The 19920-nt window shown below is 70.0% G+C and carries 21 protein-coding genes; 12 read left to right on the forward strand and 9 right to left on the reverse strand.

What is annotated here, in order from left to right; genetic code table 11:
* The first annotated feature begins 92 nt into the window (after positions 1-92).
* The 5 genes from ASG74_RS06130 (at position 93) to ASG74_RS06145 (ending at position 6991) form a co-directional block, all read left to right on the forward strand.
* Entirely contained in the window at positions 93-1091 is a 999-nt protein-coding gene (locus ASG74_RS06130; RefSeq protein ID WP_056140254.1) for an ABC transporter ATP-binding protein, read from the forward strand.
* Positions 1091-1897, forward strand: coding sequence for an ABC transporter permease subunit (locus ASG74_RS06135; protein WP_056140258.1), 807 nt, complete (start codon positions 1091-1093; stop codon positions 1895-1897). Before ASG74_RS06130 ends, ASG74_RS06135 begins: the two co-directional genes overlap by 1 nt.
* 209 nt (positions 1898-2106) lie before the next feature.
* Positions 2107-5961: a multifunctional oxoglutarate decarboxylase/oxoglutarate dehydrogenase thiamine pyrophosphate-binding subunit/dihydrolipoyllysine-residue succinyltransferase subunit gene (locus ASG74_RS06140; RefSeq protein WP_056140261.1), complete on the forward strand. Its 3855-nt coding sequence runs from the start codon at positions 2107-2109 to the stop codon at positions 5959-5961.
* A 163-nt stretch (positions 5962-6124) separates the two neighbouring features.
* Positions 6125-6301 (forward strand): DUF6104 family protein, encoded by a 177-nt coding sequence (locus tag ASG74_RS17415; protein ID WP_200942538.1) that lies wholly within the window; start codon positions 6125-6127, stop codon positions 6299-6301.
* A 3-nt stretch (positions 6302-6304) separates the two neighbouring features.
* A complete protein-coding gene (locus tag ASG74_RS06145; RefSeq protein ID WP_056140263.1) occupies positions 6305-6991 on the forward strand; it encodes a GDSL-type esterase/lipase family protein in 687 nt (228 codons plus the stop codon).
* Positions 6992-7009: 18 nt separating this feature from the next.
* Here the strand turns inward: ASG74_RS06145 and ASG74_RS06150 are convergent, their stop codons facing one another.
* On the reverse strand, positions 7010-7978 hold the full coding sequence (locus ASG74_RS06150) for a zinc-binding dehydrogenase (protein WP_056140265.1): 969 nt from the start codon (positions 7976-7978) through the stop codon (positions 7010-7012).
* 48 nt (positions 7979-8026) lie between these two features.
* Here ASG74_RS06150 and mmuM point away from each other — a divergent pair, with 48 nt between their 5' ends.
* Positions 8027-8911, forward strand: a complete 885-nt coding sequence (gene mmuM, locus ASG74_RS06155; RefSeq protein ID WP_056140268.1) for a homocysteine S-methyltransferase — start codon at positions 8027-8029, stop codon at positions 8909-8911.
* Positions 8912-8920: 9 nt separating this feature from the next.
* On the opposite strand, the gene ASG74_RS06160 is transcribed toward mmuM, so the two are convergent.
* Positions 8921-10078, reverse strand: coding sequence for an NAD(P)-dependent malic enzyme (locus ASG74_RS06160; protein ID WP_056140271.1), 1158 nt, complete (start codon positions 10076-10078; stop codon positions 8921-8923).
* 174 nt (positions 10079-10252) lie between these two features.
* On the opposite strand from ASG74_RS06160, the gene ASG74_RS16875 reads away from it, so the two are divergent.
* A complete protein-coding gene (locus ASG74_RS16875) occupies positions 10253-10612 on the forward strand; it encodes a S24/S26 family peptidase (protein WP_200942539.1) in 360 nt (119 codons plus the stop codon).
* Between the two features lie 67 nt (positions 10613-10679).
* Entirely contained in the window at positions 10680-11081 is a 402-nt protein-coding gene (sodN, locus tag ASG74_RS06170; RefSeq protein ID WP_056140276.1) for a superoxide dismutase, Ni, read from the forward strand.
* A gap of 115 nt (positions 11082-11196) precedes the next feature.
* Here the strand turns inward: sodN and ASG74_RS06175 are convergent, their stop codons facing one another.
* From ASG74_RS06175 to ASG74_RS17115, 3 genes are all read right to left on the reverse strand, one after another.
* A complete protein-coding gene (locus tag ASG74_RS06175; RefSeq protein WP_156465302.1) occupies positions 11197-12381 on the reverse strand; it encodes an HD-GYP domain-containing protein in 1185 nt (394 codons plus the stop codon).
* 155 nt (positions 12382-12536) lie between these two features.
* The gene (locus ASG74_RS06180; protein ID WP_056140281.1) at positions 12537-13631 is read right to left on the reverse strand and encodes an HD-GYP domain-containing protein; all 1095 of its coding nucleotides are present in this window, start codon (positions 13629-13631) and stop codon (positions 12537-12539) included.
* 178 nt (positions 13632-13809) lie between these two features.
* Positions 13810-13947, reverse strand: coding sequence for a hypothetical protein (locus tag ASG74_RS17115; RefSeq protein WP_156465303.1), 138 nt, complete (start codon positions 13945-13947; stop codon positions 13810-13812).
* 167 nt (positions 13948-14114) lie between these two features.
* Between ASG74_RS17115 and ASG74_RS17935 the strand changes: the two genes are divergently transcribed.
* Positions 14115-14189, forward strand: a complete 75-nt coding sequence (locus ASG74_RS17935; RefSeq protein WP_009775747.1) for a 50S ribosomal protein bL37 — start codon at positions 14115-14117, stop codon at positions 14187-14189.
* A 120-nt stretch (positions 14190-14309) separates the two neighbouring features.
* Here the strand turns inward: ASG74_RS17935 and rsrA are convergent, their stop codons facing one another.
* From rsrA to ASG74_RS06200, 4 genes are all read right to left on the reverse strand, one after another.
* A complete protein-coding gene (gene rsrA, locus ASG74_RS06185) occupies positions 14310-14594 on the reverse strand; it encodes a mycothiol system anti-sigma-R factor (RefSeq protein ID WP_056140284.1) in 285 nt (94 codons plus the stop codon).
* Positions 14591-15217 (reverse strand): sigma-70 family RNA polymerase sigma factor, encoded by a 627-nt coding sequence (locus tag ASG74_RS06190; RefSeq protein WP_056140287.1) that lies wholly within the window; start codon positions 15215-15217, stop codon positions 14591-14593. The genes rsrA and ASG74_RS06190 overlap by 4 nt, the downstream gene beginning before the upstream one ends.
* Before the next feature lie 165 nt (positions 15218-15382).
* Positions 15383-16015, reverse strand: coding sequence for an alpha/beta hydrolase family protein (locus tag ASG74_RS06195; RefSeq protein ID WP_056140288.1), 633 nt, complete (start codon positions 16013-16015; stop codon positions 15383-15385).
* The gene (locus ASG74_RS06200; RefSeq protein ID WP_056140291.1) at positions 16012-16854 is read right to left on the reverse strand and encodes an SOS response-associated peptidase; all 843 of its coding nucleotides are present in this window, start codon (positions 16852-16854) and stop codon (positions 16012-16014) included. Before ASG74_RS06200 ends, ASG74_RS06195 begins: the two co-directional genes overlap by 4 nt.
* Before the next feature lie 126 nt (positions 16855-16980).
* Here ASG74_RS06200 and ASG74_RS06205 point away from each other — a divergent pair, with 126 nt between their 5' ends.
* The 3 genes from ASG74_RS06205 to rsgA are packed head-to-tail and all read left to right on the forward strand — an operon-like array spanning position 16981 to position 19845.
* On the forward strand, positions 16981-17520 hold the full coding sequence (locus ASG74_RS06205; protein ID WP_056140292.1) for a DoxX family protein: 540 nt from the start codon (positions 16981-16983) through the stop codon (positions 17518-17520).
* Complete coding sequence (aroA, locus tag ASG74_RS06210; protein WP_056140295.1) at positions 17507-18814, forward strand: 3-phosphoshikimate 1-carboxyvinyltransferase; 1308 nt, start codon at positions 17507-17509, stop codon at positions 18812-18814. Before ASG74_RS06205 ends, aroA begins: the two co-directional genes overlap by 14 nt.
* Positions 18814-19845, forward strand: a complete 1032-nt coding sequence (rsgA, locus tag ASG74_RS06215; protein WP_056140299.1) for a ribosome small subunit-dependent GTPase A — start codon at positions 18814-18816, stop codon at positions 19843-19845. The genes aroA and rsgA overlap by 1 nt, the downstream gene beginning before the upstream one ends.
* Positions 19846-19920 lie beyond the last annotated feature (75 nt).

Raw genomic sequence — 19920 nt, forward strand, 5'->3', positions numbered from 1 at the left:
ACCCCGCTCCACCGCACGGTTGACCCTGACGCGGCGGGAGGCTGCGAGACTGGCGCCATGCCCAGACTTTCCCAGCCCGGGGGCAGCGCTCGATGACCGCTGCTTCGACAACCACCGGCGCACGCATCGAGGTGCGTGACCTCACCAAGATCTTCGGGTCCTTCATCGCCGTCGACCACCTGAGCTTCGATGTGGAACCCGGCCGGATCACCGGCTTCCTCGGCCCCAACGGCGCCGGCAAGACGACCAGCCTGCGCATGCTGCTCGGGCTCATCCACCAGAGCTCGGGCACGGCGACCATCGACGGGCAGAACTACCACGACCTCGCCCACCCCCAGTCCGTGGTGGGCTCGGCGCTCGAGGCGACGAACTTCCACCCGGGGCGCAGCGGACGCGACCACCTGCGGGTGCTCGCCGCTGCCGGTGGCCTGCCCGACAGCCGGGTCGACGAGCTCCTGGAGCTGACCGGCATACCGGCTGCTGCGCGCAAGCGCGCCGGTGAGTACTCCATGGGCATGCGGCAGCGCCTCGGCCTGGCCGCTGCGCTGCTCGGTGACCCCCGCGTCCTCATCCTCGACGAGCCGTCCAACGGCCTGGATCCCGAGGGCATCCGGTGGCTGCGAGGGTTCCTCCGCCACCTCAGCGCCGAGGGCAAGACGATCCTGGTCTCCAGCCACCTCCTGCAGGAGGTCGAGGCGACGGTCGACGACGTCGTCATCATCGCCAACGGCCGCATGGTCCGCTCCGGCGCGATGTCGGAGCTGCGCGGCAAGCCCTCGACCATCGTGCGCACCTCCGACGCCGAGCAGCTCGCCGGCGCCCTGCGCGTGGCCGACGTCCTCTCCTCCCCCGGCACCGACGGCGAGCTCATCGCCGAGACGACCGACAAGCAGCTCGTCGGTGACGTGGCCCTGCGCGCCGGGCTCCCCATCTGGGAGCTGCGCGACCGCAAGGCCGACCTCGAGGCGCTGTTCTTCGAGCTCACCGAGGGAACCAACCGCAACCTCGGCGACGGAAACCCCGGCCAGCCCGGTGACCACGTCCCCGTCGAGCCCGATGCCATCTCCGGCAGGGAAGGGGCGAACGAGTGATGGGCCCTGCCATCAAGTCCGAGTTCCGCAAGTTCTTCACGACCCGCATGTGGTGGGGCATGGCGATCGCGATCTTCATCGCGGCTGCGCTCTTTGCCGTGCTCTTCGGCTTCCTGCTCACGATCCCGCCAACCCAGGAGTCGATCGACGCGGGCCAGCCGACCGGCTCGCCACTCCAGATCGCCAACAGCGTCTACACCTCTGGCCTGACCATCGGCTACACGCTGACCCTGGTCATCGGCATCATGCAGATCGGCTCCGAGTACCGCCACAAGACGATCACCAGTACATTCCTGAGCACGCCGCAGCGCGCACGGGTCATGGGCGCCAAGATCGTCGCGCTGCTCGGCATCGGCGCGCTCTACGGCCTCATCTCGCTCGTCGGCTCCGTGATCGCCGGAGCCATCGTCCTGAAGTCGCGTGGGTTCGATCCCTTTCCCAGCGCCGAGGTCCTGCGCGCGCTCGCGCTCAGCCTGCTCGTCCTCGGGCTGTGGGCGCTGATCGGCCTCGGGGTCGGCATCCTCATCCCCAACCAGGTCGCTGCCCTGCTCATCGCCATCGGCGTCGCGCAGATCGTCGAACCGCTTGCCGGTTTCGCGCTGACATTCTGGGACTTCGGCCATGAGCACATCGCCAAGTTCATGCCGAGCCAGGCAACGAACGCGATGGTCAGCGGGGTCACGCAGGGCGGCGACAACGCGGTCCAGCCGCTGAGCTGGTGGACGGCCGCCCTCGTCCTCGCTGCCTACGCCGCCGTCCTCAGCGCCATCGGCACGTGGCGCACCGTGCACCAGGACATCTCCTAGGACCAGCACGCCACTTCTCGAACCGGGCCGGTTGGAGAAGCAGAGCGGGTATGCCGGGTGCGAGCCACCCGGCATACCCGCTGGTTTTCGTGTCGTGGGACGGGCGAGCCACGCTGGCTGGACCAACGCCCGTCGGCTAGGGGTGGAGAGATAGGCTGACCGCACACGTGAACGTCGTTTGCCAACCCGCAGAAAGAGGCGTAGCCGCCGTGCCTGACCAGCCCACTCCGACCGACCCCCTCACCGCATTCGGCCCGAACGAGTGGCTGGTGGACGACCTGTTCGAGCAGTACCAGAAGGACAAGAACTCGGTCGACAAGGCGTGGTGGGACTTCTTCGCGAGCTACACCCCCGAAGGCAGCGGTGGTCCCACCGGCGGCAACGGCAAGGCCGAGAAGGCGGCGTCGTCGGCACCGGCTCCGTCTACAGCACCCAAGGCCGAGGCACCCAAGTCCGAAGCACCGAAGGCCGAGACCGCGAAGGCCGAAGCACCGAAGGCTGAGACTGCGAAAACCGAGGCGCCCAAGGCAGAGACCCCGAAGGCCCCAGCACCGCAGGCCGAGACCCCCAAGGCCGAGGCCCCTGCAGGCACTCCCAAGCCGCGCGACGCTGCGCCCGCCAAGTCCGAGTCCCCGGTCAACGCCCCGGAGACCACGCCGATCCGTGGTGCGAGCGCGCGCGTCGTGACCAACATGGAGGCGTCCTTGGCAGTTCCGACCGCCACGAGCGTGAGGGCGGTCCCGGCCAAGCTGCTCGTCGACAACCGCATCGTCATCAACAACCACCTCGCGCGCTCGCGCGGTGGCAAGGTCAGCTTCACCCACCTCATCGGCTACGCGGTCGTCAAGGCCCTGGGCGTCATCCCGTCGATGAACTCCGGCTTCACGACCGACGAGAAGGGCAAGCCGGTACTCGTCACCCCGGCCCACGTGAACTTCGGCCTGGCCATCGACCTCGAGAAGCCCGACGGGAGCCGGCAGCTGCTCGTGCCCTCCATCAAGTCCGCCGAGACGATGGACTTCGCGCACTTCTGGACCGCCTACGAGGAGATGGTCAAGAAGGCCCGCACCAACAAGCTCACGGTCGAGGACTTCCAGGGCACCTCGATCTCCCTGACCAACCCCGGTGGCATCGGCACCGTCCACTCCGTCCCGCGCCTCATGGCCGGCCAGGGCGCGATCATCGGCGTCGGCGCGATGGACTACCCGGCCGAGTGGCAGGGCGCGAGCGAGGAGACCCTCAACCGCGACGCCGTCTCCAAGATCCTCACGCTGACGAGCACCTACGACCACCGCATCATCCAGGGTGCCGTGTCCGGCGAGTTCCTGCGCGTGGTCCACCAGCTCCTCCTGGGCGAGAACGGCTTCTACGACGAGATCTTCGAGAGCCTGCGCATCCCCTACGAGCCGGTGCGCTGGGTGCAGGACATCTCGGCCAGCCACGACGACGACATCAACAAGGTGTCGCGGGTGCAGGAGCTCATCCACGCCTACCGCGTGCGCGGCCACCTCATGGCTGACACCGACCCGCTCGAGTACAAGCAGCGACGCCACCAGGACCTCGACGTCACGAGCCACGGACTGACGCTGTGGGACCTTGACCGCTCCTTTGCCACCGGTGGCTTCGGCGGGCAGCCCTTCCTCAAGCTCCGCAAGATCCTCGGCATCCTGCGCGACAGCTACTGCCGCAGCATCGGCGTCGAGTACATGCACATCCAGGACCCCGAGCAGCGCAGGTGGATCCAGTCCAAGATCGAGGTCGGCTACGCCAAGACGACCCGCGAGGAGCAGCTGCGCATCGTGCGCCGGCTCAACGCGGCCGAGGCGTTCGAGACGTTCCTCCAGACCAAGTTCGTCGGACAGAAGCGCTTCTCGCTCGAGGGTGGCGAGTCCGTCATCGCGCTGCTCGACCGGGTCCTGTCCCGCGCCGCCGAGGACAACCTCGACGAGGTGTGCATCGGCATGCCCCACCGCGGCCGGCTCAACGTCCTCGCCAACATCGCCGGCAAGTCCTACAGCCAGATCTTCCGCGAGTTCGAGGGCAAGCAGGACCCGAAGTCCGTGCAGGGCTCCGGTGACGTCAAGTACCACCTGGGCACCGAGGGCACCTTCACCGCCGAGGGCGGTGCGACGACCAAGGTCTACCTCGCCGCGAACCCCTCGCACCTCGAAGCCGTCAACCCGGTGCTCGAGGGCATCGTGCGCGCCAAGCAGGACCGCCTCGACCTCGCGGGAGAGGACTTCACCGTCCTGCCCGTGCTCCTCCACGGTGACGCGGCGTTCGCCGGCCAGGGTGTCGTCGCCGAGACGCTCAACCTCTCGCAGCTGCGCGGCTACCGCACCGGCGGCACTGTCCACGTCGTCATCAACAACCAGGTCGGGTTCACCACCTCCCCGAGCTCGTCGCGGTCCTCGACCTACTCGACCGACGTCGCCCGGATGATCCAGGCGCCGATCTTCCACGTCAACGGTGACGACCCGGAGGCGTGCGTGCGCGTCGCCGAGCTCGCCTACGAGTTCCGCAAGGAGTTCGCCAAGGACGTCGTCGTCGACATGGTCTGCTACCGCCGCCGCGGTCACAACGAGGGGGACGACCCCTCGATGACCCAGCCGCTCATGTACAGCCTCATCGAGGCCAAGCGCAGCGTCCGCAAGCTCTACACCGAGTCGCTCATCGGCAGGGGCGACATCACGCTCGAGGACGCAGAGGCGGCGCTGCGCGACTACCAGCAGCAGCTCGAGCGCGTCTTCGTCGAGACCAAGGAAGCCCTCAAGCAGAACGAGGCCGACGCCGCCGCCAGGAGCGACGACAGCTACGCCGGGACCGACGTCGAGGGCCACACCGGTCTCGAGCCGCCCACGGCCCAGACGACCGACGCCGCAACGCGCTCGGCCACCGAGACGGCGATCTCCCCCGAGGAGCTCAAGGCCATCGGTGAGGTGTTCGCCAACCCGCCTCACGGCTTCACCGTCCACCCCAAGCTGCAGCAGATGCTCGAGAAGCGGGTGGCAAGCGTCAGCCAGGGCGGGATCGACTGGGCCACCGGCGAGCTGCTCGCCTTCGGCTCCCTGCTCAAGGAGGGCACCCCGGTGCGCCTCGCCGGTCAGGACAGCCGCCGTGGCACCTTCGTGCAGCGTCACGCGGTCCTCATCGACAAGGCCACGGCCCTCGAGTGGACGCCGCTGCTCTACCTCGGCGAGGGCCAGGCGCGGTTCTGGGTCTACGACTCCCTGCTGTCGGAGTTCGCGGCCCTGGGCTTCGAGTACGGCTACTCCGTGGAGCGTCCCGACGCGCTTGTCCTGTGGGAGGCGCAGTTCGGCGACTTCCTCAACGGCGCCCAGACGATCATCGACGAGTTCATCAGCTCGTCGGAGCAGAAGTGGGGACAGCGGTCCTCCGTCGTCCTCCTGCTCCCCCACGGCTACGAGGGACAGGGCCCGGACCACTCCTCCGCCCGCATCGAGCGCTTCCTGCAGATGTGCGCCGAGGACAACATGACGGTGGCCTACCCGACGACTCCGGCGTCGTACTTCCACCTGCTGCGTCGTCAGGCCTACGCCCGCCCCCGCCGCCCGCTCATCGTCTTCACGCCGAAGTCGATGCTGCGCCTCAAGGCGGCGTCGAGCATGCCCGAGGACTTCACCACGGGCACCTTCCGACCGGTCCTGCCCGACCGCGAGGGAGCGACCAGTGGCACCGTGGACCGGGTGCTGCTCGCGGCAGGCAAGGCGGTGCACGAGCTCGAGGCCGAGCGCGCCAAGCGCGGCGACACCAGCACCGCGATCCTGCACCTGGAGCAGTACTACCCGCTCCCGGGTGCCGAGCTCGCGACCGAGCTCAACAAGTACCCCGAGGCCGAGCTGGTCGTGGTGCAGGACGAGCCGCAGAACCAGGGTGCGTGGCCGTTCCTGGCACTCAACCTGCCGGACGCGCTCGCCGAGCACGGTGTCCAGCGCCCGCTGCGGGTCCTGTCGCGCAAGGCGTCGGCCTCGCCCGCCACCGGGTCGAACAAGAAGCACCAGGAGGAGCAGGCCGAGCTCGTCGCGGCCGCCTTCACCCGCTGACCCCGCACCACCTTTTCCGGCTGATCCGGGAAGCGGAGCGTTCGGCCCGGAACTGTTCCGGGCCGAACGCTCCGTTTGTGTGATCAGCCGGAAAAGGGGAGGCCTGTGGGCGCCTCGGGCGTGGGTCCTCAGCTCCCTCGGCTGCGCGCGTTAGGGTTCGCTGGTGTACTTCACCGACCGAGGCATCGAGGAGCTCGAGGCGCGCAGGGGCGACGAAGAGGTCACCCTCGCCTGGCTCGCCGAGCAGCTGCGCACCTTCGTGGACCTCCACCCCGACTTCGAGACCCCCGTCGAGCGGCTCGCCACCTGGCTGGCTCGGCTCGACGATGAGGACGACTGACACATGACCGACCAGATCGCACATCCGGACTCCTCGGGCGAGGGGTCCCACAGCGACATCGAGTTCCGTCCGAGCGCCGACTTCAGCATGGCCGGCGAGGGGCCGCGTGACGTCGCCATCGTCTTCATGGGCGACTCCCTCGTGGCCGGTGTCGGGGACCCCAAGGGGCAGGGATGGGTGACGCGGGTCGTGGGTCGCACGTCGCACCCCGAGGTCGAGTTCACGGCATACAACCTCGGGGTCCGCGGACAGACGAGCGGCGACGTGCTCACCCGCTGGCACACCGAGTGCCCGCCCCGCTGGAAGTCGCGCAGCGAACGCCGCCTCGTGATCTCCTACGGCGCCAACGACATCGCAGCCGGTGTCACGCTCGCTCGACACCGCCTCAACCTGGCCAACATCTTGGACGAAGCGGCCAGCACCGGCGTCTCCGCCTTGGTCGTGAGCAGCCCGCCCACCAGTGACGAGGCGTTCAACGACAAGCTCGCCATCCTCGTCGAGGCGCAGGCCGACGTGTGCGCCCGCCGGTCCGTGCCCTTCGTCGACTGCTTCCACCCGTTGCTGGGGCACGACCAGTGGCGCTCGGAGCTGGCCGCGAGCCGGGACGGACACCACCCCGGACAGGCCGGCTACGGCCTCATCGCCTGGCTCGTCCTGCACAACGGCTGGAACGAGTGGCTCCAGATCTGAGCGCGCCCAAGGCAGGTTTCAGGCTGTGAACACGACCTTGCCGGTGACCTGACCCTCCACCATCCTGGCGAAACCCTCGCGGGCGTCGGCGAGAGGTACGACGGAGTCGATGAGGGGCTCGATACGTTGTGCCACAACGAAGTTCGCGAGCTTCTGCAGCTCCTCATGTGTGCCCATGGTGGAACCGACGACGCGCAGCTGCTTGAAGAAGATCTTGGTGAGCTCGGCCTTGGCGGGAGCGTCTCCCGAGGTCGCGCCCGAGATGACGATGGTGCCGCCCGGTCGCAGGGCGTTGACGGAGTGCGACCAGGTCGCGGCACCCACGGTCTCCATCACGGCGTCGACCCGTTCGGGGAGCCGCTCCCCCGAGGCGAAGGCGCGGTCTGCGCCGAGCGAGACGGCCTGGGCACCCTTGGCCTCGTCGCGGCTGGTCACCCACATGCGCATGCCGGCTGCAGCGCCGAGCTGGACGAGCGCGGTGGCCACGCCACCGGCCGCACCCTGGACGAGGACCGAGCCCCCGGGCTGCACCCCCGAGTTCGTGAACAACATCCGGTATGCCGTGAGCCAGGCTGTCGGCAGGCAGGCCGCCTGCTCCCAGCTGAGCTCGGCGGGCTTGGCGACGAGGTTGGCGCGCGGCACGGCCACCTTGGTGGCCAGGGTCCCGTCGTGCAGCTCGGAGAGCAAGGTGCGTCGTGGGTCGAGGGTCTCGTCGCCATGCCACCCGTCCGAGGGGATGACGGAGTGGATGAGGACCTCGTTGCCGTCGGGGTCGATCCCTGCCCCGTCGCATCCGAGGACCATCGGGAGCCGGTCCGCCGAAAGGCCCACACCGCGCAGGGACCAGACGTCGTGGTGGTTGAGCGCGGACGTCTTGAGGTCGACCACGACCCATCCGTCACGCTCCTGCGGGTCCGGTCGCTCGGCCACCTCCAGCCCCGACAGGGGGTCGTCAGCGGACTGTGAGGCGGCGTAGGCAGCGAGCATGTCCCGACCCTACTCAAGGCGTCGCGCCAGCGGTGCGACGATGTGGCGATGACCATCCAGGAACTGCTCTCCACAGGCACCGTCGTCCTCGACGGAGGGCTCTCGACCGCACTGGAGGCACGTGGCCACGACCTGTCCGGGAGCCTCTGGTCGGCCCGGCTGCTGCGGGAAGACCCCGCTGGGGTCGTGGCAGCGCACCGGGGCTTCGTCGAAGCAGGGGCCCAGGTGCTCATCACGGCGTCCTACCAGGCGAGCCACATCGGCTATGCCGCGGCCGGTCTCACGCCCGAGCAGTGCGATGCAGACCTCGGGGCCTCGGTCCGGTTGGCACGCGAGGCTGCCGACGGGCGGGCGCTCGTCGCAGCCTCGGTGGGGCCCTACGGAGCGGCCCTGGCCAACGGCTCCGAGTACACCGGCTACCCGCACGTGGGTCGTTCCTCGTTGCGCGACTTCCACGCTCGTCGCCTCGAGCGGCTCGTCGCCGCCTCCCCCGACCTCGTCGCGGTGGAGACGATCCCCGAGCTCGGCGAGGCCGAGGTCGTGGTGCAGCTCCTCGATGAGATCGCCCCGTCCCTGCCCTACTGGGTGTCCTTCTCGGCGACGGCGGATGCACGGCTCACGGGCGGGGCTCCCTTCACCGAGGCCGTCGACGTGGTGCGCGGGTCCGCCATCGCCGTGGGTGTCAACTGCACGGCTCCCGCCCACATCGAGGAGCTGCTCGCGTCGGCCAGTCCCTCGGTGCCCTACGTCGTCTATCCCAACGCCGGAGCATCGTACGACGCCGACACCAAGACGTGGACCGACGACGGCTCGTCCCGCTTCGCCCCCGAGGCCCTCCACCGCTGGCAGGAGCTGGGCGCGGCCCTCATCGGCGGCTGCTGCGGCATCGCCGCGGACGGCATCCAGGAGATCGCCGGCGCCGTCCGCGAGTGAGCGCCGCGCTCAGGCGAGGTTGGCCACGGCCGCAGCCACCGTGTCCGCCACGCCCGGAGCGAAGACGCTCGGCACGATCTCGTCCGCCGTGGGCTCGGCAACCATGGCCGCGATCGCCTCGGCAGCCGCCAGCTTCATCGCCTCGGTGATCTGGCTTGCTCCCGAGTCGAGGGCCCCCCGGAAGATGCCGGGGAACGCGAGCACGTTGTTGATCTGGTTCGGGAAGTCCGAGCGGCCAGTGGCCACCACGGCGGCGTGGCGGTGGGCCACGTCGGGGTGCACCTCGGGGTCGGGGTTCGCGAGCGCGAAGATGATGGAGTTCGCGTTCATCCGGGCGATCTCCGCCTCGGGCACGGTGCCACCGGACACGCCGATGTAGACGTCGGCCTCGACCAACGCCGTTGCGACCTGGCCCGAGAGCCCACGCGGGTTGGTGGATGCCGCGATGCGGTGCTTGTGCCCGGTGAGGTCGGTGCGTGAGGGCGAGATGATGCCGCGCGAGTCGCAGACGACGACGTCGCGCACGCCAGCCCGCTGGAGCAGCCCGGTCACGGCGACCCCGGCCGCTCCGGCACCGGCCACGACGACGCGGAGCTCGGCGAGCGCGCGGTCGACGACCTTGGCTGCGTTGATGAGTCCGGCGAGGACGACGATGGCCGTGCCGTGCTGGTCGTCGTGGAAGACGGGGATGTCGAGGCGCTCCTTGAGCTGGTCCTCGATCTCGAAGCAGCGCGGCGCCGAGATGTCCTCGAGGTTGATGCCGCCGTAGGACGGGGCGAGCCTGGCGATCGCGTCGACGAGCTCGTCCACCGTGCCCGTCTCCATGCACACGGGCACGGCGTCGATGGCGCCGAAGTGCTTGAAGAGGATCGCCTTGCCCTCCATCACCGGCATCGCGGCCAGCGGGCCGATGTCTCCCAACCCCAGCACTGCGGTCCCGTCGGTGATGACCGCGACGGTGTTGCGGCGTGCGGTGTAGCGGGCCGAGAGGCTCGGGTCCTCGGCGATCGCACGACAGACGTCAGCGACACCAGGGGTGTACAGCAACGACAGGTCCTCGCGGCCGCGCAACGGCTGCGTCGCGTGTACGCCGAGCTTGCCGCCCTCGTGGGCCCGGAACACCGGACTCTCGAAGTCGAAGCTCGAGTACGACGGAGACGCTGACATGACGGGGCTCCCAACACGGAGGACGACGCGCAACCGATGACATCGGTGCGGCGGGGCCGAACCCCGGGTGCAGGGTCGACGTGGTGCGGGAGGTGTGCCGCGCGATGTCATCCTCGCACGGGCCCGGGCGCCGTGTCTGCGGACCGCCGCGTGCGCAATGCCACAATCAGCCGCGTGGTCCCGTCCTCGATCCCCCGCCCCCGCGTCGTGCGCGTTCGCGGGCGGTCCATGGAACCGACCCTGCACGAGGGTGACCTCCTCCTCACGCTGTGGGGAGCTCGCCCCCGGCGCGGCTGCGTGGCGGTGGTGCACCTGCCCCCGGACCGGGCGGGGGCAGACCGCCCTGTCTCGGTGAAGCGGATCACCGGGCCGGATCCCGTTGAAGGCAGCCGCTGGTGGCTCGACAGTGACAACCCGCGCGAGGGCGTGACGTCCTTCGACGTGGGGTCGATCGCGCCGGACGACGTGCTGGCAACGGTCGTGGCACGCCTCTGGCCCCGGCCGGGGAAGGTGAGCACACGGCATACGGGCTGACTGCGACCGAGCGCCGCGTTGTAGGTTGGGAAGTGGCCGACAACTCAGCCCAACGAAAGGGACGTTCATGCGCCTCCCCGCTTTGTTCAGTGTCACCGATGTCAGCGCCCACTGCGACCTGCCGTGCGGTGTCTACGACCCCGCCCAGGCCCGCATCGAGGCGGAGTCCATCAAGGGAATCATCGCCAAGGTCGCCGACAACGACGACCCCGACTTCCGCACCCGGGCGGTGCTCATCAAGGAGCAGCGCTCGCAGCTCGTCAAGGAGCACCTGTGGGTGCTGTGGACCGACTACTTCAAGCCGCCGCACTTCGAGAAGTACCCCAACCTGCACACCCTCATCAACGAGGCCACCAAGCTCGCCGGCGCCTCGGGCACCAAGGGTCAGTTCGACGCCGCCAAGGCCGACGAGCTCCTCTCGAAGATCGATGAGATCGACGCGATCTTCAAGGAGACCAAGCAGGCCTGACCGGCCAGCAGGACTGCGCGCAAGGCCCCGGCACAGGACGTGCCGGGGCCTTGAGCGTCGTGGGACCAACCCGTGATGGCAGCCCGTGATGGCAGCCCGTGGCGCCAGCCGCAGGTCAGCTCATGCCGTTGGGGCCGGATGCAGGCAGCGACACCGATCGGATGAGGGCCTCGACCACCTCGGGGTCGTACTCGTAGCCCAGCCCGAGGTGGATCCGCTCGAGGGCGGCCTCGACGGAGGTGTGGTCCGTGCGGCCGTGGGAGTAGTCGTCGAAGGCGTTGGCAACCTTGATGATCCGGCTCTCGAGGGGCACCTTCTCACCCCACTCGCGCACGTGCCGGAACGGGGTCGTCTGTCGCTCCATGAGGTCGGCCACCCGACCGAGCACCTCGGTGCGGCGCACGATGCGCGCGCCCTCGGAGGCGATGCGTCGCTGGTCGTCCGGAGCCGCGAGCACCGTGGCACCGTCGGGGATGGGTGAGCGCAGTCCGACCTGGCCGAGGTCGTGGAGCAGGGCGGCATACTCGAGGTCCTGGAGATCCTCCGCCCGCAGGCCCATGGAGCGAGCGATGGTGACCGAGCGCTTGGCGACGCGCGCAGCGTGGCCCTCGGGGGTGTAGCCGGCGACCTCGGTGAGGCGGGACAGGGTCGCGATCGTCTGCCGGTAGGTCTCGCGGTTGGTGGTGTAGCGACGCACCGCGATGTAGGTGAGGACCATCGGGAGCAGGCCGAGTGGCAGGGCGAGCAGGCCGACCTCTGGCGCCAGGAACGCCACGAGTGGGCCAGCCGCCAGGAGCCCCAGGGTCAGCGCCTGGGCCTCCTCCAGCTCCTCGCTGAGGGTGCTTGCGACCGGCAGCCCGTGGCGCTGGGCGCGGACGAACCCGGTGAGGAGGATCTCGACGAAGAGACCCGCCGCGGCAGCTCCGAGCATGACGACGGCCACGACCCAGGCCGGGCGCGCGTGGTCGATCTCCCAGGACCACCGTCCCGAGCCCTCCAGTGGTGCGGCACGCAGGAACGCGGCGGTGACCACCACCCCCACGGTGCGTGCTGCCACGACGTACCAGCCGACGTGCAGGTGGCGCACCAGCCGCAGGAGAGCCCCGAGGACCAGGGAGGCCGCCACCACCAGGGCGACGATGCCGACGGGGACGTCGAACATCGGCTTGCCGTCGAGAGGTCCGAGAACGGCCAACGCGATGGCTGACGCTGTCGAGACCGGAGCCGTGACCCGTCCGGACGGCATCTGTATGCGAAGCTGCTCACCGATGACGATCGCGACGGCGAAGGCTGCCAGCACGGCGGCATGTTCGCGAACCGTGACGCCCAGGCGGGACGACTCCGTCAGCAGAGACCATCCGACCGTGAGTGCCCCGAGGGCGAGGACCGCAGGCTCGGCCCTGCGCAGACGCCCGTCGGCTCTCCGAGCCGGCAGACCCAGATGCCATGCGCGTGTCATGGTGTCTCGAAAGCGTCGGCGTCGGAGCGGTCCTGCTGGCTCACCACGCGGGACAGGGAGGCCAGGACCCGGTCACTCCCGGCCGAGACGACGTCCCGGTTCCGCAGGTGCGACAGAGCCAGGTGCGAGCTGACCGGATCGTGCGCATCGTGCAGCAGCAGGTCGTACCTGTCGGCCACGCGCACGATGTCGGCCGCGACAGAGGGCGGCGCCCCGGCTTCGGGGGCCCTCGCGACCTCCTCCATCACCGCGGAGGCGCCGTGCAGGAAGGGCAGGCCCTGCAGCATGGCGGCACCCCGAACGGCGGCGCTGTCTCCTCGGTCGGATCCTTCCTGGCCGGGCGCGACGATGACGCGCCCGAGGTCATGGAGCAGCCCAGCCGTGCGGATGTCGGCGACATCCCGGGGACCCAGCCCCAGCTCTTGCGCCATGAGCCCTGCCAGAGTAGAGACGCGCCGGCTGTGGCCGTCGAGGATCGGAGCCCTTGTCTCGATCGCCGTCACGAGGGCACCGAGGGCACGCTCGCGGGCGTCACGCTCCTCGCCGAACTGCAGGAGTGCCCAGCGGGCACCAGCCAACGGTGCCAGGCCCACGAGCAGGGCGACCGGCCCGAGCTCACCGGGCAGCCACATGACGACGATGATGAAGGCGATGACCCCGTAGGCGAACTGGGTCAACCCCGAGCTGGTCAGCATGTCCACGAGCTGCAGCTGGAGTGGCACACCTGCCGACAGCCGGACCACACCCGCCACCAGCAGCGCGTTGGCGAGGAGGTTCACCGCGTCTGCGACGACGATGGGAAGTCCGACGTGGAGCACGAGCGGCAGCATGCCGTGAAGCTCCGCGACGTCGAGCGACCCCCCGACGAGGTGGTAGGCCAGGCCACCGATCATGGCCGAGGATGACGCCATCGCCATGTTGAAGACGCGACGATGCACGGGGATGCGCCGACGGGTCAGGCCGGCCATGACCAGACCGACCACCCCCACGCCGAAGGGCCCGACGAGCGGGATGGCGGCCAGCACCACGACGTTGTCGGCCGTGAAATGGATCCGGCCGTCACTCGACGTGGAGGGCAGCCACCACGTCAAGGCCCCCAGAAGAGTGAGAACCCCCAACGCCACCGAGCTGTGAGGCCAGCCGTACCTCAGGTAGCAGAAGCAGCCGAGTCCCAGCGCAACCAGGACCGAAGCCGCAATGTAGATCCGCGTGGCCGAACGGGCGGATGCCGGAGTCGTGGACTCCGGCATCACCGCAGCGTCTGAGGGCTTACCACTGCCAGCCGGCGAACTGGACCACGGAGGTCTTGGCAGTCGCCGTGCCGTCGGCCGCCTGGGCGGCGGAGGTACCAAGGATGGACAGAGCGGCCAGCACGACGGCGGCAGCGGTGAGGCGGAGAGCGCGCATGAGAGAACCTTTCACGTGTCACGGCCAGGGAAGCCGGGACTGGTGGCTCTATCCTGCCATGCGTTGGGGGTATGAGACACTGTTAGTGACGAACCCGTGATCTGTGGGGCCAGGACATGACTCAGGCCCCGTGGTTGTCGGCCCATCCCAAGACTTGAGGAGCACCCATGAGCAAGCGCGCCCGCAAGCGCCGCTCGCGCAAGGGCAACAAGGCCAACCACGGCCGCAAGCCCAACGCCTGAGCACTGCGCAGCAGACGCCGAAGGGGCGGCCACCACACGGTGGTCGCCCCTTCGACGTGTTCGAGAGCTGACCAGTGCCGGTCCCCGGCCGGGCCGCGGTCGGCGACCGCCTGAGACGGGTCAGCGGTCGAGCTCGAGCCGGACCATCGTGATGCGCTCCAGCACCTGCACCCGGAGCTGGTCCGGGCAGTGCTCCGGCGCGGACGACCGACGGACCGCAGCCTTGACTGCCCGGTCGAGGTCGTGCTCGTGCAGGCAGGGACCACAGGCCTCGAGGTGCTCGGCGACCCGGGCCACGTCGGCCGGCTGCATCTCCCCGTCGAGGTACTCGTAGATCCGGTGCAGGACCTCGGAGCACTCCGCGTGTGACTGGGAGTGCGTCTCATTCCCTTGGCTCTCGTTCACGATCGGACCTCCTTGCCGAAGCCGCGCTCGGCGGCATACTCCGTCAGCATTTCGCGCAGCTGGCGCCGACCGCGGTGCAGCCGCGACATCACGGTGCCAATGGGCGTTCCCATGATCTCAGCGATCTCCTTGTAGGCGAAGCCCTCGACGTCGGCGAGGTAGACCGCCATCCGGAAGTCCTCGGGCAGGTCCTGCAGCGCCCGCTTGATCTCGGAGTCGGGCAGGTGGTCGAGCGCCTGCGCCTCGGCGGACTTCAGGCCGCTGCTCGTGTGCGACTCCGCCCGGGCCAGCTGGTAGTCCTCGACCTCGGAGGCGTCGGACTGCAGGGGCTCGCGCTGCTTCTTGCGGTAGGTGTTGATGTAGGTGTTGGTGAGGATGCGGTACATCCAGGCGCGCAGGTTCGTCCCCGGCTTGAACTGGTGGAAGGCGGCGAACGCCTTCGCGTAGGTCTCCTGGAGCAGGTCCTCCGCGTCGGCCGGGTTGCGCGTCGTGCGCATCGCGGCGGCATAGAGCTGGTCGAGCAGCGGCAGCGCCTCTGCCTCGAAGCGAGCCTGCCGCTCCTCGGGAGTCTCGGTCGCGACGTCTACCGTGGGCTCGTCGTTGGTGGTCTGTGGTGTGGTCATCGCACTCCACCCTAGACCCGTCTCTGCGGGCGACGTCGTGTGCAGCACGAGCACGGACAGGCCTCTCGATGGCAGGGCGCACCTCTGTGGTGGTGCGTGGACATGGATGTCAACAGGCGGCGTCGTGGCGCCATTCCCGCATGTCCGTCCGGGGTGCTCCTGCCCTCAGCCGACCGACTCGAGGAACACCCGTGCCGCCTCGACGAGCGGACCCGTCACCCTGATCGTGTGCTCGCCCTGGACGGCGGTGACGTATGCCGGGTCGTCCAGCTCGGCGCGCACCTCACCGGGGCTGCCGAACGGGTCGCGCTCGCCCTGGACCACGTGCAGAGCGATGCCCGCCGTGAGCGGAGCTCGCAGCTCCTGCGCCCGCGAGACCTCGGGCCGGCCGGGCGGGTGCAGGGGGAAGGACAGGCAGAGCACCGCGTCCGCACCGAGGTCGGCCGCGGTGCGACAGCTGACCCGGGCGCCGTTGCTCTTGCCCGACAGGACCAACGGGCCGGGCAGCCGACCGCGCCCGCTGCGCAGGGACCGGACCACCGGCAACCAGGCCGCGTCCTGCGAGACGGGACGCGGCGGCATACGCCGTCCGGCCACGCCCCACGCCTGCTGCACGAACGCCACGGCCCAGCCGCTCTCGACGAGTCCGTCACGCACGGCCATGAGGTCGGCTCCCCCGAGCCGGCCACTCGCACCATGGGTGAGGACCACGGTCCCGCGAGCGCGAACCGGCCGGACGACGTGGGCGTGGGCGGGACCGAGTGGAGTGTCGACCTCGACCAGCCGGCGGGTCGTCACGACGGTGAGCCGAGGATCTCGCCGGTCATCGGGTCCACGACCCCGTGCAGCTCGGACTCCGGCAGCGGGTCCAGGAGCTGAGGACCGTTGGACCGGTTGCTGCTCACCGCCCGCGAGACGGGGTATGCCGTGAAGCGACCGGGCGGTCGAGGCTCCAGCAGGGCGGCAACGTGCGCGGGGTCGGTGAGCTCGGGGTCGAGCCACGCCTGCCAGTCGGCCCGGTCGAGGACGAGGGGCTGCCGGTCATGGATGCGGTCCAGGCCCGGCTCCGCCTCGGAGGTGATGATCGTGAACGTCGTGAGCCACGCGGCCGGGTCGTCGTTGTCGGCGACCGCCGGGTCGCGCCAGAACTCGTAGAGGCCCGCGAGCGCGCAGCTCTCACCGTCGTCACGCGAGGTGAAGAACGGCTGCTTGAGCGGCTTGCCCTTGGCATCGGTGGCGGTCGGGGAGACCTGCCACTCGTACCACCCACGCGCCGGGACGAGGCAACGCCTGCGGGCCGCTGCCTTGGCGTAGGCCGGCTTGTCCAGCACCGACTCGGCACGGGCGTTGATCATGCGCACACCCGACTTCGGGTCCTTGGACCAGCTGGGGACGAGTCCCCAGGTCAGCAGGCGCAGCTGACGGCTGGGGGGTGCGTCGTCCTCGCCCCTCGGAGTCCTCGTGAGGACGACCGGAGCCTGCTTCGTCGGCGCCATGTTGGTGTCCGGCGTGCCGGGAGGCGGCGACTGGGGGTTGACGAGGACGCTGCGAGTGGGCTCGGCGGAGCGGTCCTCGTCCACCTCGAACTCGAGGGTCAGCTCGTCTGGGTTGGCCGTGGCCGCATAGCGCCCGCACATGTCGCCAAATCTACGCACGTCCACGAGTCGGCGCCCCGATGGGCTCGGCCCTTCAGGACACGGCTGCGGGCCCACCAACTACGGTGGGTGCAGGTCAACGATCCCTTTCAACCCTGAGGAGGACACATGTCACTCGTGCGCCGCGTCGCCCGTCCGATGCTCGCCGCCATGTTCGTCATGGGCGGTCTCGACCAGCTCAAGCACCCCGGAGCCAAGGCCAAGGCCGCGCGCCCGGTGCTCGAGCACGCGAGCAAGATCGGCCTGCCAGATGACCCCGAGCTCCTCGTGCGCGCCAACGGCGTTGCCATGGTCGGTGGCGGGGCGCTCCTGGCCACGGGGCATGTGCCGCGCATCGCCTCCACCATCCTCGCCGGATCGCTCGTGCCCACCACGGTTGCCGCTCACCCGTTCTGGAAGGAGTCGGACCCGCAGAAGCGAGCCCAGCAGAAGATCCAGTTCCTCAAGAACCTCGGCCTGCTCGGCGGCCTGCTCCTGGCTGCGGTCGACACGGCAGGCAAGCCCAGCCTGGCCTACCGCGCGCACCTCGCCAGCGAGAGCGCGCACCGCACCGCCCGCACGACCAAGCGGCAGGCCCGGCACGTGGCCAAGGCCGCCCGTCGTGAGGCCCGACTGAAGGCGGCCCAGGCACAGAATGCCCTCCCCTGACTGGACCAGCCCAACCGCCGAGGGTCCGGTCGACGCGATCGTCGACCTCCCCGGCAGCAAGTCCCTGACCAACCGCTTCCTCATCCTTGCGGCGCGTGCCGGGGGCGTCTCCCGACTGAGGTCCCCGCTGCGTTCTCGGGACACCCTGCTCATGAGCGACGCTCTGCGTGGGCTGGGTGTCGGTGTCGAGGACGTCGACGGCGAGGACTGGCTCGTCACCCCCGGTGACGCCGTCGGTGACGCGGCGGTCGACTGTGGCCTCGCGGGCACCGTCATGAGGTTCGTGCCGCCGCTGGCCGCCATGGCTCGCGGCCCCGTGCGGTTCGACGGTGACCCCCACGCTCGCACGCGCCCCATGGGTCCGGCCCTGGAGGCACTTCGCACTCTGGGCGTGCGCATCGAGGACGACGGCCGGGGCACCCTCCCCTTCACCGTCCACGGTTCCGGCTCGGTCCGTGGAGGTGCCGTGACGCTCGACGCGTCGGCGTCCTCCCAGTTCATCTCCGCGCTGCTGCTCTCCGCTGCGCACTACGACGACGGCGTGACGATCCTCCACGACGGCCCACCGGTACCGAGCCAACCCCACATCGACATGACCGTGGAAGCACTGCGCGACGCCGGGGCCGACGTCGACGACAGCGAGACCAACACGTGGAGGGTGGAGCCCGGCCCGCTCAACCCGCTCGACGTGCAGATCGAGCCCGACCTCTCCAACGCCGCACCGTTCCTCGCCGCAGCGCTCGTCACCGGCGGTCGGGTGCGGGTGCCGGGCTGGCCCCAGCACACGACCCAGGCGGGGGACCTGATCCGCGACCTGCTCGACGAGATGGGTGCTGACGTCACGCTGGCCCGTGACGGTCTCACCGTGAGTGCGGTGGACGGGTTCGGCGGGGTCGACGTGGACCTGCACGACGCCAGCGAGCTCACACCGGTCGTGGCGGCGCTCGCAGCCCTCGCTCACGGGCCCACCCTCATCAGGGGCGTGGCCCACATCCGCGGTCACGAGACCGATCGCCTCGCCGCTCTCGCGCGAGAGCTCGGCGCGCTCGGGACCGAGGTCACCGAGACCGAGGACGGGCTGCACATCCGGCCTGCTCCGCGCGCGCAGCTGTCAGCCACGACCTTCCACACCTACGGTGACCACCGCATGGTCATGGCCGCCGCGGTGATGGGTCTCGCCGTCCCTGGACTCGTCATCGAGGACATCGGGACCGTCGCCAAGACCTTGCCCACGTTCCCCGAGCTGTGGACCGGCATGCTCGGCCGGTCGGCGGCACAGGGACGCACAGCCTGATGGCGCGAGCCACGAGCGACTACGACGAGTCCGACGTCCGGATCCGTCCCAACAAGAGGGGCACGCGGCCACGCTCCAAGGACCGGCCCGCGCACCTCGATGCCGTGCCCGGCATGGTGATCGGGGTGGACCGCGGCCGCTACACCGTCCTCATGGAGCCGGGCTCCGGCGACGAGCGCACGGCGCTCACCATGCGGGCGCGTGAGCTGGGGCGCAAGGGGATCGTCGTCGGTGACGACGTGTTCGTGGTGGGCGACACCTCCGGCAGCCCCGATGCCCTCGGACGCATCGTCCGGGTCGAGAAGCGCCGCACGCTCCTGCGGCGCACCGCCGACGACACCGACCCCGTCGAGCGGGTCATCGTCGCCAACGCCGACCAGCTCGTCGTGGTGTGCGCACTGGCCAACCCCGAACCACGGCCCCGGCTGATCGACCGCTGCCTCGTGGCTGCCTACGACGCAGGGATGTCACCGCTGCTCGCACTGACCAAGGCCGACCTGGCCGACCCGGCGCCGTTCCTCGAGAACTACGCACCGCTGGAGGTGCCCGCGGTGATCACGGCGACGACCGACCGCGACGGAACCGACGGGCTCGACGCCGTGCGTGACGCGCTGCGCGGGCACGTGAGCGTCCTCGTCGGTCACTCCGGCGTCGGCAAGTCCACGCTCGTCAACGCCCTCGTGCCGGGCGCCTATCGCGCCGTCGGCGTCGTCAACGACGTGACCGGGCGGGGACGGCACACGTCGACCTCGGCCGTGGCCCTGCGGCTCCCGGACGGCGGCGGCTGGGTCATCGACACCCCCGGCATCAGGTCCTTCGGCCTCGCCCACGTCGACCCCGAGCGCATCGTCACCCACTTCCCGGAGCTCGAGGCGGGCACTGACGGATGTCCCCGCGGCTGCACCCACGACGAGGAGGAGTGCGCGCTGGACGCCTGGGTGGCACAGGGCCACGCAGGCCCGTCCGGCCCCTCACGGCTGGAGTCGCTGCGGCGGCTGCTGCGCACCCGCCATCCACAGACGGGTGACTGACGGCACAGTTCGTCGGAGAACCGGACAACAGGTATGCCGTCCGCTCACCTGAGCGGACGGCATACCTGTTGCGTG

The sequence above is a fragment of the Knoellia sp. Soil729 genome, assembly GCF_001427985.1.
Classification (GTDB): domain Bacteria; phylum Actinomycetota; class Actinomycetes; order Actinomycetales; family Dermatophilaceae; genus Knoellia.

Coding starts and splice junctions, on each gene's coding strand:
- ASG74_RS06130 (WP_056140254.1), top strand. CDS start 93: ATGACCGCTGCTTCGACAACCACCGGCGCACGCATCGAGGTGCGTGAC.
- ASG74_RS06135 (WP_056140258.1), top strand. CDS start 1,091: ATGGGCCCTGCCATCAAGTCCGAGTTCCGCAAGTTCTTCACGACCCGC.
- ASG74_RS06145 (WP_056140263.1), top strand. CDS start 6,305: ATGACCGACCAGATCGCACATCCGGACTCCTCGGGCGAGGGGTCCCAC.
- ASG74_RS06150 (WP_056140265.1), bottom strand. CDS start 7,978: ATGCTCGCTGCCTACGCCGCCTCACAGTCCGCTGACGACCCCCTGTCG.
- mmuM (WP_056140268.1), top strand. CDS start 8,027: ATGACCATCCAGGAACTGCTCTCCACAGGCACCGTCGTCCTCGACGGA.
- ASG74_RS06160 (WP_056140271.1), bottom strand. CDS start 10,078: ATGTCAGCGTCTCCGTCGTACTCGAGCTTCGACTTCGAGAGTCCGGTG.
- sodN (WP_056140276.1), top strand. CDS start 10,680: ATGCGCCTCCCCGCTTTGTTCAGTGTCACCGATGTCAGCGCCCACTGC.
- ASG74_RS17115 (WP_156465303.1), bottom strand. CDS start 13,947: ATGCGCGCTCTCCGCCTCACCGCTGCCGCCGTCGTGCTGGCCGCTCTG.
- ASG74_RS06190 (WP_056140287.1), bottom strand. CDS start 15,217: ATGACCACACCACAGACCACCAACGACGAGCCCACGGTAGACGTCGCG.
- ASG74_RS06200 (WP_056140291.1), bottom strand. CDS start 16,854: ATGTGCGGGCGCTATGCGGCCACGGCCAACCCAGACGAGCTGACCCTC.
- ASG74_RS06205 (WP_056140292.1), top strand. CDS start 16,981: ATGTCACTCGTGCGCCGCGTCGCCCGTCCGATGCTCGCCGCCATGTTC.
- aroA (WP_056140295.1), top strand. CDS start 17,507: ATGCCCTCCCCTGACTGGACCAGCCCAACCGCCGAGGGTCCGGTCGAC.
- rsgA (WP_056140299.1), top strand. CDS start 18,814: ATGGCGCGAGCCACGAGCGACTACGACGAGTCCGACGTCCGGATCCGT.